Raw genomic sequence first — 13,094 nt, forward strand, 5'->3', positions numbered from 1 at the left:
TCCTACGTATTGCACCGCGATTTAATTCCAGGCAGGGGGTTGACTGGCAGAGACTAGCCGCGGCGGCCGGATCCGAGCCGGAATCCCAATGCCCCGGCGGCATGTTCGGGCGAGGGCTGGTCCCAAAGCCCGGCCACCGCCTGATGCGTCGCCAGCGAGCGCGTCTCAGCCCGATCGAGGTACAAGATTCCGTCCAGGTGATCGGTTTCATGCGCGACAATACGCGCCGGCCAGCCGGTCACTTCCTCATCAAGCACTTCGCCTCGTTCGTCGAAGCCTTGCAACCTGATCGCCGCGCTGCGATTGACGACGGCCTGGTAGCCGGGAACGCTGAGGCAGCCTTCGTAGAAGGACGCTTCGCGGGCCCCAATAGCTGTATAGCTCGGATTCACGATGACGCGGAACGGCAGCGGTGTCCGCTCACGGGCCAGTGCAACATCGGGATCCACAGGCGCCGAGTCTTCAAGAACCGCCAACCGCAGCGGAATGCCTACCTGGGGCGCGGCGAGCCCGACCCCCGGCGCTGCTTTCATGGTCGCGCGCATCGAATCGATCAGCCGACAGAGCAGTGCGTCTTCCAGCTGCCCATCGAAAGTGTCTGCGGGTGTGCGCAGCACCGGATCACCGGCGGCGACGATCGGCATAATTCCGTCGTGCTCGTCGGCCCAACCCAGTGCACGCTCGACCAGATTGCGCAGTGCCGCATCCCTGGCCGCGCCGTCGGCCGTCACAGGCCGGCGCGGGCGCACAGCTGCTCGGCGTGCCGCAGCACCGGCGAGTCGACCATCTTCCCCTCGAAGCTGAAGACTCCACGCTCCCCCTGCGCCGCGGCAAGAACGCGCTGCGCCCAGCCGATCTGCGACTCGGTCGGCCGGAACGCAGTCCGAACCACGTCGACCTGGGTCGGATGAATGCAGACCGTGCCCGAGAATCCGCTAGCCGCGGCGTCCCGTGCCTCATCGGTGAGTCCCTCGACATCCTTGATATCCAGGTGCACGGCATCGAGAGCGAACCGGCCGTAGGCCGACGCGGCCAGCAAAACCGACGCGCGCGCGTGCCTGGCGACATCCCGATAGCTGCCATTGAACTTACGGCTTGAGCCGCCACCGATGCTGGCGATGAGGTCCTCGGCTCCCCACATCATTCCGACCACGTTGTCCGCCTGGGCGATGTCCGAGGCCTTGATCACTCCAAGTGGCGTCTCCACCAGGGCGACTACCTGGAAACCGTCAAGCTCGAGCACCTGCGCGGGTGACTCGGCCTTGGCCAGCATCAGCTGCGTGTAGTCGGTGTGCGAGATCGCTTCGAGATCTCTGCGCTGGTCCGTCGTGCCGCCGGGGTTCACCCGCACCACGGTCGACTTCGGATCGAGCCGGACATCGAGGAGAGCTTTCCGGGCGTCGTCCTTGTCGGCCGGCCTGACGGCGTCTTCCAGGTCGAGAATGACGACATCGGCAGCGTCTGCCGCCTTCTGGTACCGGTCCGGCCGGTCGGCGGGACAGAACAGCCAGCCCGGCAGTCCGGCGAGATTGGTTGCGTCGCTCATGGTGGGCGTTCCTCGTATGCAGTAGTCGTTGGCCTGTCGATACGCGTCCTAGCCTATGGCTTGCAGCGGACCATGGTGGAACGGGTGGCCAGGGCAACTACGTCGCCGTGCTGGTTCCTGCCGGTGTGTTTGAGGGTGACGACGCCCTCGCCTGGCCGCGACTTCGACAACCGCTTGTCGAGCACCACTGTCTCCGCGTACAGGGTGTCGCCATGGAAGACCGGCTTGGGAAACGACACATCGCTGAAGCCGAGGTTCGCCACTATCGTGCCCTGGGTCAGCTGGGCAACGGAGAGCCCGACCAGGGTTGAGAGGGTGAACATCGAGTTGACCAGCCGCTGGCCGAATGGTTCGGTCTCGGCGAATGCCGCGTCAAGGTGTAGCGCCTGGGTGTTCATCGTGACGGCGGTGAACCAGGTGTTATCGGCTTCGGTAATGGTGCGGCCGGGCCGGTGCAGGTAGACGGCGTCGAGGTCGAACTCTTCGAACCACAGGCCCTGCTGGACGATTTCGCGGCGCGTCATGCCCTACAGCCCCAGCTCTCGTGCGATCAGCATCAGCTGAACCTCGGTCGTGCCCTCGCCGACCTCGAGGATTTTCGAATCGCGGTACTGGCGGGCGACGAGGTACTCGTTCATGAATCCATAGCCGCCGTGGATCTGCGTTGCATCCCGGGCGTTGTCCATCGCTGCCTCGCCGGCGACGAGCTTGGCGATGGCGGCGTCCTTCTTGAACGGCTTACCTGCCAGCATTTTGGCCGCGGCGGTGTAGTACGCGGCCCGCGCCGTCATCGTGCGGGCTTCCATCCGGGCGATCTTGAACGCGATCGCCTGGTTGCTGCCGATCGGCGCACCGAAGGCTTCGCGTTCCTTGGCGTACCTGACGCTCTCATCGACGCATCCCTGGGCAGCACCGACGGCGAGCGCACCAACCGCAATCCGGCCCTCGTCCAGGATCCGCAGGAAGTTGGCGTAGCCCCGCCCCCGTTCACCGAGCAGGTTTGCCTCTGGCACCCGGACATTGTCGAAGCTGAGCGGATGAGTGTCGCTGGAATGCCAGCCGACCTTGTTGTAGGCCGGTTCCGCGGTGAAGCCTGGAGTACTTGTCGGCACCAGGATGGTGGAGATTTCCGGTTTCGCGGTGCCGTCCCTGCCCTCGCGCTGACCGGTCACGGCGGTAACTGTGACGAGCCGGGTGATGTCGGTGCCGGAGTTGGTGATGAACGCCTTGGAGCCGTTGATCGCCCACTCACTGCCTGCGTCACCCTCTTCAAGTCGTGCCGTGGTGCGGGTGCCGCCGGCATCGCTGCCCGCGCCTGGCTCGGTCAGCCCGAAGGCGGCAAGCGCCTTGCCGCTGGCCAGCATGGGCAGCCATTCCTGCTTCTGCTCCTCCGTGCCGAAGCGGTAGACCGGCATTGCCCCTAGCGAGACGCCGGCCTCAAGCGTTATGGCGACGCTCTGGTTGACCCTGGCAAGTTCCTCGATGGCGAGACACAGCGCGAAGTAGTCACCGCCCATCCCGTCGTATTCTTCCGGGAATGGCAGGCCGAACAGCCCCATGTCGGCCATTCCGCTGACTATCTCGTACGGGAATGTCTTGGCGGTGTCGTGGCTTTCGCTGACCGGTGCGACGACGTTATCGGTGAAGTCGGCCACCGTGCGGCGCAGGTCTTCGTACTCGTCCGGCAGCTCGCCTGCCGTGAACGCTATTGTGCTCATGATGTCGCTGCTTTCTGATCGCTGGGAATATCGTTGGGAATACTGTCCATGGCAGGCGTCTCCACACTCGCCAGTACTTCGTCGAGGGCGACCTGCTGTCCTGCGCGTACCCGGAGGGTCACCACGCCGTCGGCAGGGGCGGTGAGCACATGCTCCATCTTCATCGCCTCGACGATAACAATCGGCTGTCCGGCCACGACCTGCTCGCCGTTGCCGACCGGAATATCGATGATGGTGCCCGGCATCGGCGAGAGCACGTCGTCGCCTGCTGTGCCGGCTCCTTCTCCGGATGCTGCCCTACGCGGCGCCTTCAGCGCGAAGGTCCCCTGCCCCGTGCTTATCCAGAGGTCGTCTCCGTCAGGCCAGACCTGGAAATGCTGCCTGGCACCGTCGAGTACCGCGTCGAGCTTCTGCCCGCTCATGCTTGCCGACGCGAAGAATCCATCCGGCACGTCATCGCCGTGGGCGCCGGTCGCTACCTCAATCCGGCCCCGGGCGGTGATGATGCCGTCGTCGTGAACCCCGGCGATGTCGCGCGCGGGGTCATCCGGCCAGAGCGTCGCGCGGCGGGAATCGTCACCTACCGCGAACTCGCAGCGCACCGGGGCGTGCTCTCCGACCCGCCAGCCGGAGGGGTGGTCCCAGAGGGAGTTCCCCGGGCGGCTCCTGGCCTCGGCGACCAGGGCAAGCTGGCGATAGAGGGCCGCGACCGCCCAGACCTCGGCGGGCGCACTGGCCGGGACGTAGTCCGGCATCCGCCGGTCGATCAGGCCGGTGTCGAGCTCGCCGGCCTGCACCTGCGGGTCATTGATCAGGAACCTCAGGAAGTCGATGTTGGTCACGACTCCCGGCACGGACAGGTGACCCAGCGCCGCATCCAGCCGCTGCAGGGCCTCGGCGCGACTCGCACCGTGGGTGATCACCTTGGCAAGCATCGGGTCGTAGTCGGTGCCGATCCGCTGGCCGGCCAGCAGCCCGGAGTCGACCCGAGCGTTTTCCGGCTCGGCGATATCGATCGCGATGCCGCCGGTCGGCAGGAAGTCCCGCGCCGGATCCTCGGCATAGATCCGAGCCTCGATCGCGTGCCCGGTCATCCGAACGTCGGCCTGGCCGAATGTCAGCTCGGCGCCGGCGCCGATCAGAAGTTGCTGTTCGACCAGATCCAGTCCGGTCACCTCCTCGGTGACCGGGTGCTCGACCTGGAGCCGGGTGTTCATCTCCATGAAGAAGAACTCGTCAGGTTGGTCGGCGGACACGATGAATTCCACCGTTCCGGCCCCCGTGTACCCGACGCTGCGGGCGGTATTGCAGGCAGCCTCGCCAATTCGTTGCCGGGCTGCCTCGTCGAGTAACGGCGAAGGCGCCTCCTCGATCACTTTCTGGTGCCGACGCTGCAGACTGCATTCCCGCTCGCCCAGATGCACGACGTTGCCGTGGCTGTCGGCCAGGATTTGAACCTCGATATGCCGCGGGTTCCGGATCAGCCGCTCGAGAAAGAGCGTGTCATCGCCGAATGAGGATGCCGACTCGCGTCGGGCGCTCGCCAGGGCCGCCGGCAGGTCTTCTGCCCTCTCGACCTCGCGCATGCCCTTGCCGCCGCCGCCTGCCGAAGGCTTGACCAGGACCGGGAAACCGATATCGGCGGCGCCCTCGATGAGTTCGGCATCGCTGAGGTTCGGCCGGGAGACCCCCGGAACCAGTGGGACGCCGTAGCCGGCCACGGTTGCCTTCGCCGCGATCTTGTCGCCCATCACCTCGATTGCAGCCGCGCTAGGGCCGAGGAATACGATGCCTGCTGACTCACAGGCGCGGGCGAAGTCTGTGTTCTCGGACAGGAAACCATAGCCAGGATGGATCGCCTGAGCGCCTGTGGCCTTGGCCGCGGCGATGACCCGGTCGATGTTGAGGTAACTCTGCTGCGCGGAAGCACGCCCGATGTGGACGGCGATATCGGCCTCGCGTACGTGCCGGGATCCGGCATCCGCGTCGCTGTACACCGCGACTGTGCGGCTGCCGAGCCGCCGGCAGGTACGCATGACCCGCACGGCTATCTCGCCCCGGTTGGCAACGAGCACCGTGTTGAACAGGGTCGAAGACGGAACTCTCGTCATTTTCGCTTCCTCCGGAGTAATCATCGCCCGGTCACATCCTGAAAACGCCGTAGGAGACCGGCTCGATCGGCGCGTTGGCACAGACTCCCAGGGCGAGTCCGACAACGTGCCGGGTGTCGGCAGGGTCGATGATGCCGTCATCCCATAACCGCGCGGTCGAGTAGTACGGATTGCCCTGCGCTTCGTACTGCTCACGAATAGGCGTCTTGAACTCTTCTTCTTCCGCCTGACTCCAGGCCGCTTCCGGATCCCGGCCGTCGGCGGCTGCCTGGTTCTCGAGCTGGCCGCGCCGCACGGTTGACAGCACCGAGGCTGCCTGCTCGCCGCCCATCACCGAGATGCGCGCGTTCGGCCACATCCAGAGGAACCTCGGGCCATAGGCCCGGCCGCACATCGAGTAGTTTCCCGCGCCGTAGGATCCTCCGATCACCACGGTCAGCTTCGGTACCCGGGCGCATGCGACCGCGGTGACCATCTTCGCGCCGTGTTTTGCGATGCCAGCCGCCTCGTAGTCCCGGCCGACCATGAAGCCGGAGATGTTCTGCAGGAAAAGCAGTGGCGTTTTGCGCTGGTCGCACAGCTCGATGAAGTGCGCGCCCTTGAGCGCGGATTCGCCGAACAGCACGCCATTGTTGGCGACGATGCCGACCGGGTGTCCATGGATCCGGGCGAAGCCGGTTACCAGCGTCTTGCCGTACTCGGCTTTGAACTCGTGGAACGCGCTGCCGTCGACCAGGCGGGCGATCACCTCGTGAACGTCGTACGGGGTCCGCGAATCCGGCGGAACGACGCCACGCAGTTCGGCTACGTCGAAATCGGGCTCCTCACCGGGAGCGGTCGCCCACGGAGTATCTTCCGGCGCAGCTAGCGTCGTGACGATGTCGCGCATTATCGATAACGCGTGCGAGTCGTCGTCGGCGAGGTGATCGGTCACTCCTGAGGTCCTGGAATGCAGCGCTCCGCCCCCGAGGTCCTCGGCGCTGACAACCTCGCCGGTCGCCGCCTTCACCAGCGGCGGGCCGCCGAGGAAGATCGTGCCCTGGTTCGCGACGATAATGTTCTCGTCGCTCATCGCCGGGACATATGCTCCCCCTGCCGTGCAGGAACCGAGTACCGCCGCGAGCTGCGGGATACCTCGTGCACTCAGGGTCGCCTGGTTGAAGAAGATCCGGCCGAAATGGTCCCGGTCCGGGAAGACCTCGTCCTGGTTCGGCAGGTTCGCCCCGCCGGAGTCCACCAGGTACAGGCAGGGCAGCCGGTTCTCGCCAGCGATTTCCTGCGCCCTGAGGTGTTTTTTCACCGTGATCGGATAGTAGGTTCCACCCTTGACCGTGGCGTCGTTAGCCACGATCATGCACTCGCGGCCGGAGACCCGGCCGATGCCGGTGATGATGCCGGCGCCTGGCGAGGCATCGCCGTACATCCCGTTGGCGGCCAGCGGCGAAAGCTCAAGGAACGGGCTGCCCGGGTCTAGGAGCGCGTTGACGCGTTCCCTTGGCAGCAGTTTCCCGCGCGAGGTGTGCCGCGCCCGTGCCAGTTCCGAACCGCCGAGCGCTGTTTTAGCTAGCCTGGAATCGAGTTCGTCCAGCAGCGTGGCGAACGCGGCGGAATTGTTCCGGTAGCTTTCGCTGCCCTGGTCGACCGGCGTGCCTATCTTTCGCATCCTGCCCCCACGCTTCAGTCATCGATCAAGTTCGTCACGTTGTGCGTTACTGCCCGGCGCCCCGCCTCGTCGCGGTGGGACCGATCCCCGTTCTCAGTTAATGCAAAATAACTGAGTTCAGGTTAATCTGAGTTCACTCAATCTGTCTATAGAGGGCTCGAGTGTCGAATGATTAACGAAACCAGGCCCCGCAGCCAGCAAAAGGCCGAGCGCCGGGCCTTATTGCTCCGCTCGGCGGCAAGGCTTTTCGCCGATCAGGGCTTCCGCTCGGTGCGCCTGGAGGATCTCGGTGCCGCCGCGGGCATCTCGGGACCCGCCGTCTACCGGCACTTCGCAAACAAAGAGAACGTGCTGACCGAATTGCTTGTCGGCATAAGTATCCGCCTGTTGGAAGGCGGCCGGAAGGTCGTCGCGGACAGCAGCTCGGACCAGGAGGCGTTGGAGAACCTGATCGACTTCCATGTCGACTTCGCTTTGAACGACCCGGAACTCATCCGGATCCAGGACCGCGATTTCACCTCGTTGCCACAGACGGCAAAACACCAGGTTCGGCGCTTGCAGCGGGAGTACGTCGAGGTGTGGGTCTCCGTGCAGACCAGGTTGTCCGCAGATCTCGAGGTTTCTGCCGCCCGCACCAAGGCACACGCGGCACTCGGCCTGATCAACTCGACGCCGCACAGCGTGCCACGGAACAGACACTCGCAATCGCGTCAGCTGCTGCGCTCGATGGCGCGTGCCGCACTGCTGGCACCGCCTGCGGACTGAGCCGATCGTCATCCCGGAGTCGCACCCCAGCCGAGGCAATCTCATGTCCTGAACCGATGCCGGAAACCTGGCGTCGCGTCAGTCTGGAGGCATGGAAACTTTCACCGACATCGCAACCGGGCTCGGCGTCATCGTCGGCACGGCCGGCCTCTACGCATTCGCTCTATTCACCCTGGCATTCATAATCGGCGGCGCCGTGCTGCTGCCGATCTGGAACATCCAATCCGACCGCAGGGAAGACGCACTGCGGAATCAGCAGCCGGGGTCGCGCGGCCTGTTTCGGCGAGCTCACGGCTGACGTTGTCACACCACCCGCACGCCACCCTGGTAGACCGCCGAGATGTTCTCCTGCAGCGAGGCGAGCTGGCCGGTCCGATTGAGTTCACGGTCGAGGACCAGCACATCCCCGCGCTGTCCTGCTGCCAACCGGCCGACAGGCTCTCGGGTGAGCTCCCCGGCAACCGATGTGCCGGCGGCAAGCGCACCTTCCAGGCTTAAGCCAGCCTCGGCCATGAGATGCAATTCCTCGGTGTTGTGTCCGTGTGGTCCGACCCCGGAATCAGTGCCCATCGCGATCTTGACTCCAGCCCCGATCGCCTTGGCGACGGCGGCCTTGTGGTCGTCAATCACGTTGATCGCCTTCTGCACCATCAGCGGCGGGATGTTGTGACCCGCCTCCGCATTGCGCACAACCGACAGCGGAGCCACCAGCGTGGGAACCAGAAACGCGTCCTTCTCCAGCATCAGCTCGATCGTCTCGTCATCGAGGTAAATGCCGTGCTCGATACTCCGCACCCCGGCGTTCAGCGCGTTCCTGATCCCCTGCGTTCCCTGGGCGTGGGCCATGACGTACTTGCCTTGATTCTCGGCCTCTTCGACGATGACGCGGATCTCGTCCGGGCTGAACTGCGAATGTCTCGGGTCATCGGACGGCGACATGACGCCGCCGGTCGAGCAGATCTTGATCTGGTCGGCTCCTGCCCGGAGCAGCCTGCGGGTTGTCCGGCGCACCTCGTCCAGTCCGTCCGCGACGCCGGACGGACGACCCGGGTGCTCGCCGAAGATCGACATGTCGGTTCCGGAAGGAACCCAGCCGTCGGCGTGCCCTCCGGTCTGCGACATGATGGCGACAGCCAGCTTCAGCCGGGGCCCGGCGATCAGGCCGGATTCAATCGCCTCCCGCACACCGAGGTCGGCGCCGCCAGCGTCCCGCGCCGTGGTCACGCCGGCTTCCAGAGTCCGGCGCAGATGGCCAACCGATTCGTAGAACGGCAGTGAAAACGGCTTGGTCACCATTGCCATCGGGTTGTAGGTATCGACCATCACGTGAACGTGGCAGTCGATCAGGCCCGGCATCACTGTCTTGCCCTGACACTCGACAACTGTGTCACCCGGCAGCAGGTCGCCCAGGGTCCCGATCGGAGCCAGTCGCGAAATCATGCCATCTTCCAGCACTACGTGGTGCGGTTCGGAGCGAAAGCTCGTGCCGTCGAAAACGTGTGCGTCCTTGAAGATCGTACGACCGGTCATTGTGCTCCTCACGAAAAGACATCATTGTGTTTCCACTCAATCAGACGTCTCCGCAGCCCGGACACACCGCTATGGTCTGTCTATGGATAACAACGTTGCCGGCCGTTCACTCCAAGCCATCGAGGCACTGCATTCCTGTGCCTATTTCGCGCCCGAAACCGAAGAAGCCCTCGTCGCGGCAGGACTACGGCCTGGCCGGATGTGTTACTTCGCCAGCCGCGCCGCGCCAATGGGAGAGGTGACGGCGCCGGTTGTCACTGCGACTTTCTTCAATTTCAGCCCCGGCCTGGTGGCCCGCCACATTCCCCGCGCCTGGAGCCTGGCCCCGGCGCAGTCACTCATCCAGCCCCGGCTCGAGGCCGCCGGCCGTGCCCTGCGCCGGCTGCTCGGCGACGAAGCTGCCGACTCGGCCGACGTTGCCCGGGCGGCCGACCTCGCACGCGAAGCGACCGACCATTGCAGGATCGAGGGACGTCCCTTGTTCGCCGGGCATACCGCACTCGCGTGGCCGGACGAGCCGCTTCTCGTTCTGTGGCACGCCATCACGCTAATGCGCGAACATCGCGGCGACGGCCACATCGCGGCGCTTGTCGGCACCGGTCTGTCCGGGATCGAGGCACTGGTCAGTCACACGGCGACCAACAAGGGCTTCACGATTCCGGCCGCCATCAAGTCCCGGGGCTGGTCGGAAGAGGACTGGACGGCCGCGGTGCAGCGATTGGCCGAACGTGGCGTGCTCACGCCGGAAGGCGAGCTCACGGATGCCGGCCGGCAGCTGCGAATCGAGGTGGAAACAGCCACCGACGCTGCGGCGATTGCGCCATGGCGCGCTCTCGGCGCGGAAAAGGCCGACGAGCTGGTGACCCTTGGCGGCGCGCTGGCACGCGCTGCTGTGAACGCCCGGGCCTTTCCCGCCGGGACGTTCGCCGCAGGTTCCAACCGCAATCCCGACTGACGTTTCAGCTGCCCGATTCGTCTGCGTCGTGTTCCCGGGCCTCACGGCTGCTGGCGTCGGATTTCCGCTCCGCACCGGATCCCTTCCGCCGGACGAAGAAGGGGAAGGCGAGCCAGAGAATCAGCAGCACGACGATCAGCGATCCCCCCACCACCAGTGCCGCCGTCCGGCCGACCACAACATCAAAGACCAGCGCCACGGTGCCGGCCACCAGTAGCCCGACACTTGCCAGGCTGACCCGGACGACGCGGTCGCTGTTCGCGACCAGGCGGGACTTGATACCCCGGCCGAAGAGGCCGCGATGCAGGCTGACCGGGGTCAGCACGAGGCCGGTGACCAAAGCGGCAAGCACAACCAGCACCAGATACCCGGTGCGCTGGCTGGAATCGAGCCGGTCGAACGACGCCTGAAACGGCAACGTAAGCAGGAAACCGGTCAGTATCTGCACCCCGGTCTGCATAACCCGAAGTTCCTGGAGCATTTCGACCCAGTTTCGGTCGAGCCGCTCATTTTCGGTTTCGTGCCGCCCGTAATCGGAGTTACCCGCAATGTCGGCTGCATTTGGCATTCACCGACCTCCTTTCCTGCCTGAGCTGTGCGAGCCTGCCTGAGCTGTGCGACTTGAGGTTCGCGCCCTGTACTTCCGGTTCGCGCCCCTCTACTTCAGCTGCGCGAACCGGAATGTCGAATATACGTAAGCCAGGCTCAGAACTGGGTGAAGGCAGCGGTTGCCGGGTCAGCTCCGATGCGATTGCCCGATTCGAGTGCGGTGATCGCGGCAAGTTCGTCCGCGGTCAGTTCGAAGTCGAAGACGTCGATGTTACTGACGATGCGTTCGGGCGTCACAGACTTCGGGATAACAATTCGATCCTTCTGCAGATGCCAGCGGAGCACTATCTGGCCCGTCGTCTTGCCGTACTTCTCGGCCAGTCGGCCCACGACATCCGCCGACAGATCGGCGCCCTGCCCCAGCGGGCTGTAGGCCTCGACCTTGATTCCCTTCGAGCGTGAATATGCGCCGAGCTCGGCCTGCTCCAAGGTCGGATGCGACTCGATCTGGTTGACGGCGGGAACAATGTCAGTCTCCGCCAGCAACCGATCCAGGTGCTCGGTCAGGAAGTTCGAGACACCGATCGCCCGGACGGCGCCATCGGCGTACAACTTCTCCAGCGCCTTCCAGCTCTCGACGTAGAGGTCCTTCGAGGGATACGGCCAATGGATCAGGTACAGATCGATCACATCGAGGCCGAGGGCTTCCCGAGATCTGACGAACGCCTCCAGCGTGGAATCGAAGCCCTGATCGCCATTACGAAGCTTGGTCGTGATGAAAACCTCATCGCGCGGAATTCCGCTGGCCTTCAGCGCCGCCCCGACGCCGGCCTCATTCCGGTAAGCCGCAGCGGTATCAATATGCCGGTAACCGGCCTCCAGCGCCTTTTCCACCGCGGACTGCGCCCCCTCAGGCGGAACCTGGAATACGCCGTAACCGAGCTGCGGGATCTTTACCTCGTTGTTCAGGGTGACGAGCGGAACTGTGGCGGACATAAGATGAGTCCTTTCTGAATGCGGCAAGGTTTTCTCTCGACGAGAGACTCACAACGGTTAAGGAGTATTCAACCTACTCCTGACAGCTGACACTCAGGCTACATAGATACGCTCTCTATTACTCGTTTCGCTGTGGCGCTGTTACTTAGCTCGACGGAGCCAAGAGGATACCGCTAGCCTTATGAGGCATATGACCTAGGATCCGCAGACTGCGGCGCCGCACCGATAGGACTTTTTTGACAGGCAATTCTAATTTTCGCCATCAGAACGCATCGCTGCTCGCCGTCACGAGCATCGATGCCCCTGTCGTGGTGACGTCCCGCGAACTCGATGAGCGACTGAAGCCCTCACTTCAACGACTTCGGCTGCCGCGTGGTCTGCTCGATCGGCTCGCCGGCGTCAGCGAACGCCGTTGGTGGGACGCTTCAATGGACTTTGACGACGCCGCCATCGAGGCCGGAGCAAAGGCGTTGGCCGAGGCCGGCGTGGAGCCCGGCGATGTCGGCCTGCTGATCAACACTTCGGTAACCCGCAAACACCTTGAACCGTCGGTCGCGGTAAAGATCCACCACGGCCTCGGCCTGCCGTCATCGGCGCTGAACTTCGACGTTGCTAACGCCTGTCTCGGTTTCGTCAACGGCATGTCGCTCGCGTCGACCATGATCGACGCCGGGCAGATCAGATACGCGGTTGTCGTCGCTGGCGAGGACGCGGGCGAAACCCAGCGTGCCACGCTTGAGCGACTGCTTCGCCCGGATGTCACCCGGGAAGACTTCAATAACGAATTTGCCACTCTGACCCTGGGCTCGGGCGCCGCTGCAGCGGTGATCGGCCCTAGCAGCGACCACCCCGGGGCACACCGGATTCTCGGAGGCGTGGCGCGGGCGGGCACCGAGCACCACGATCTGTGCGTAGGTGATATCAATGGCATGCGCACCGATACAAACGGCCTGCTCGAGGGCGGCCTGGAACTTGTACTCGAGGCGTGGCGCGACGCTCAGGGTGAGTGGGACTGGAATGGCATGGATCGCTATTTCATGCACCAGGTATCCAATGTGCACCTGAACGCGATCGTCAAGGCGCTCGACCTCGATACCGCTCGGGTACCGGTGACGTATCCGACGCTCGGCAATGTCGGCCCGGCCGCCCTACCAATAACGCTTGCCCAGAGTGTCGACACCCTGAATCCCGGCGATCGCGTGCTCTGCATGGGGGTCGGCTCGGGGCTGAACACCGCGATGACCGAGATCCTCTGGTAGTG

At 64.5% G+C, this 13,094-nt stretch carries 13 protein-coding genes; 4 read left to right on the forward strand and 9 right to left on the reverse strand.

Annotated features, from left to right (window positions below; translation table 11 throughout):
- Window positions 1-53: 53 nt before the first annotated feature.
- The 6 genes from LWF01_RS13015 to LWF01_RS13040 are packed head-to-tail and all read right to left on the reverse strand — an operon-like array spanning window position 54 to window position 7,038.
- Window positions 54-731: a peptide deformylase gene (locus LWF01_RS13015; RefSeq protein WP_349637798.1), complete on the reverse strand. Its 678-nt coding sequence runs from the start codon at window positions 729-731 to the stop codon at window positions 54-56.
- Window positions 728-1,546 carry an HpcH/HpaI aldolase/citrate lyase family protein gene (locus tag LWF01_RS13020; RefSeq protein ID WP_349637799.1) on the reverse strand — a complete coding sequence of 273 codons (819 nt, stop codon included), beginning with the start codon at window positions 1,544-1,546 and terminating at the stop codon, window positions 728-730. The genes LWF01_RS13015 and LWF01_RS13020 overlap by 4 nt, the downstream gene beginning before the upstream one ends.
- Window positions 1,547-1,599: 53 nt before the next feature.
- Complete coding sequence (locus LWF01_RS13025) at window positions 1,600-2,070, reverse strand: MaoC family dehydratase (protein WP_349637800.1); 471 nt, start codon at window positions 2,068-2,070, stop codon at window positions 1,600-1,602.
- A gap of 3 nt (window positions 2,071-2,073) precedes the next feature.
- Window positions 2,074-3,264 carry an acyl-CoA dehydrogenase family protein gene (locus tag LWF01_RS13030; protein WP_349637801.1) on the reverse strand — a complete coding sequence of 397 codons (1,191 nt, stop codon included), beginning with the start codon at window positions 3,262-3,264 and terminating at the stop codon, window positions 2,074-2,076.
- Complete coding sequence (locus LWF01_RS13035; RefSeq protein WP_349637802.1) at window positions 3,261-5,375, reverse strand: acetyl/propionyl/methylcrotonyl-CoA carboxylase subunit alpha; 2,115 nt, start codon at window positions 5,373-5,375, stop codon at window positions 3,261-3,263. Before LWF01_RS13035 ends, LWF01_RS13030 begins: the two co-directional genes overlap by 4 nt.
- 31 nt (window positions 5,376-5,406) lie before the next feature.
- On the reverse strand, window positions 5,407-7,038 hold the full coding sequence (locus LWF01_RS13040; RefSeq protein ID WP_349637803.1) for a carboxyl transferase domain-containing protein: 1,632 nt from the start codon (window positions 7,036-7,038) through the stop codon (window positions 5,407-5,409).
- A gap of 168 nt (window positions 7,039-7,206) precedes the next feature.
- Here LWF01_RS13040 and LWF01_RS13045 point away from each other — a divergent pair, with 168 nt between their 5' ends.
- Together LWF01_RS13045 and LWF01_RS13050 are read left to right on the forward strand one after the other, a co-directional pair.
- Window positions 7,207-7,803 carry an SACE_7040 family transcriptional regulator gene (locus LWF01_RS13045; protein ID WP_349637804.1) on the forward strand — a complete coding sequence of 199 codons (597 nt, stop codon included), beginning with the start codon at window positions 7,207-7,209 and terminating at the stop codon, window positions 7,801-7,803.
- 91 nt (window positions 7,804-7,894) lie between these two features.
- Complete coding sequence (locus LWF01_RS13050; protein WP_349637805.1) at window positions 7,895-8,101, forward strand: hypothetical protein; 207 nt, start codon at window positions 7,895-7,897, stop codon at window positions 8,099-8,101.
- 5 nt (window positions 8,102-8,106) lie between these two features.
- On the opposite strand, the gene LWF01_RS13055 is transcribed toward LWF01_RS13050, so the two are convergent.
- The gene (locus LWF01_RS13055) at window positions 8,107-9,333 is read right to left on the reverse strand and encodes a metal-dependent hydrolase family protein (RefSeq protein ID WP_349637806.1); all 1,227 of its coding nucleotides are present in this window, start codon (window positions 9,331-9,333) and stop codon (window positions 8,107-8,109) included.
- An 82-nt stretch (window positions 9,334-9,415) separates the two neighbouring features.
- On the opposite strand from LWF01_RS13055, the gene LWF01_RS13060 reads away from it, so the two are divergent.
- Complete coding sequence (locus tag LWF01_RS13060; RefSeq protein WP_349637807.1) at window positions 9,416-10,288, forward strand: SCO6745 family protein; 873 nt, start codon at window positions 9,416-9,418, stop codon at window positions 10,286-10,288.
- Window positions 10,289-10,292: 4 nt separating this feature from the next.
- Here the strand turns inward: LWF01_RS13060 and LWF01_RS13065 are convergent, their stop codons facing one another.
- Entirely contained in the window at window positions 10,293-10,856 is a 564-nt protein-coding gene (locus LWF01_RS13065; protein ID WP_349637808.1) for a DUF6328 family protein, read from the reverse strand.
- Window positions 10,857-10,993: 137 nt separating this feature from the next.
- Window positions 10,994-11,833, reverse strand: a complete 840-nt coding sequence (locus LWF01_RS13070) for an aldo/keto reductase (protein ID WP_349637809.1) — start codon at window positions 11,831-11,833, stop codon at window positions 10,994-10,996.
- A gap of 236 nt (window positions 11,834-12,069) precedes the next feature.
- Here LWF01_RS13070 and LWF01_RS13075 point away from each other — a divergent pair, with 236 nt between their 5' ends.
- Window positions 12,070-13,092: a 3-oxoacyl-ACP synthase III gene (locus LWF01_RS13075; RefSeq protein ID WP_349637810.1), complete on the forward strand. Its 1,023-nt coding sequence runs from the start codon at window positions 12,070-12,072 to the stop codon at window positions 13,090-13,092.
- Window positions 13,093-13,094 lie beyond the last annotated feature (2 nt).

The sequence above is a fragment of the Saxibacter everestensis genome, assembly GCF_025787225.1.
Classification (GTDB): Bacteria; Actinomycetota; Actinomycetes; order Actinomycetales; family Brevibacteriaceae; genus Saxibacter; species Saxibacter everestensis.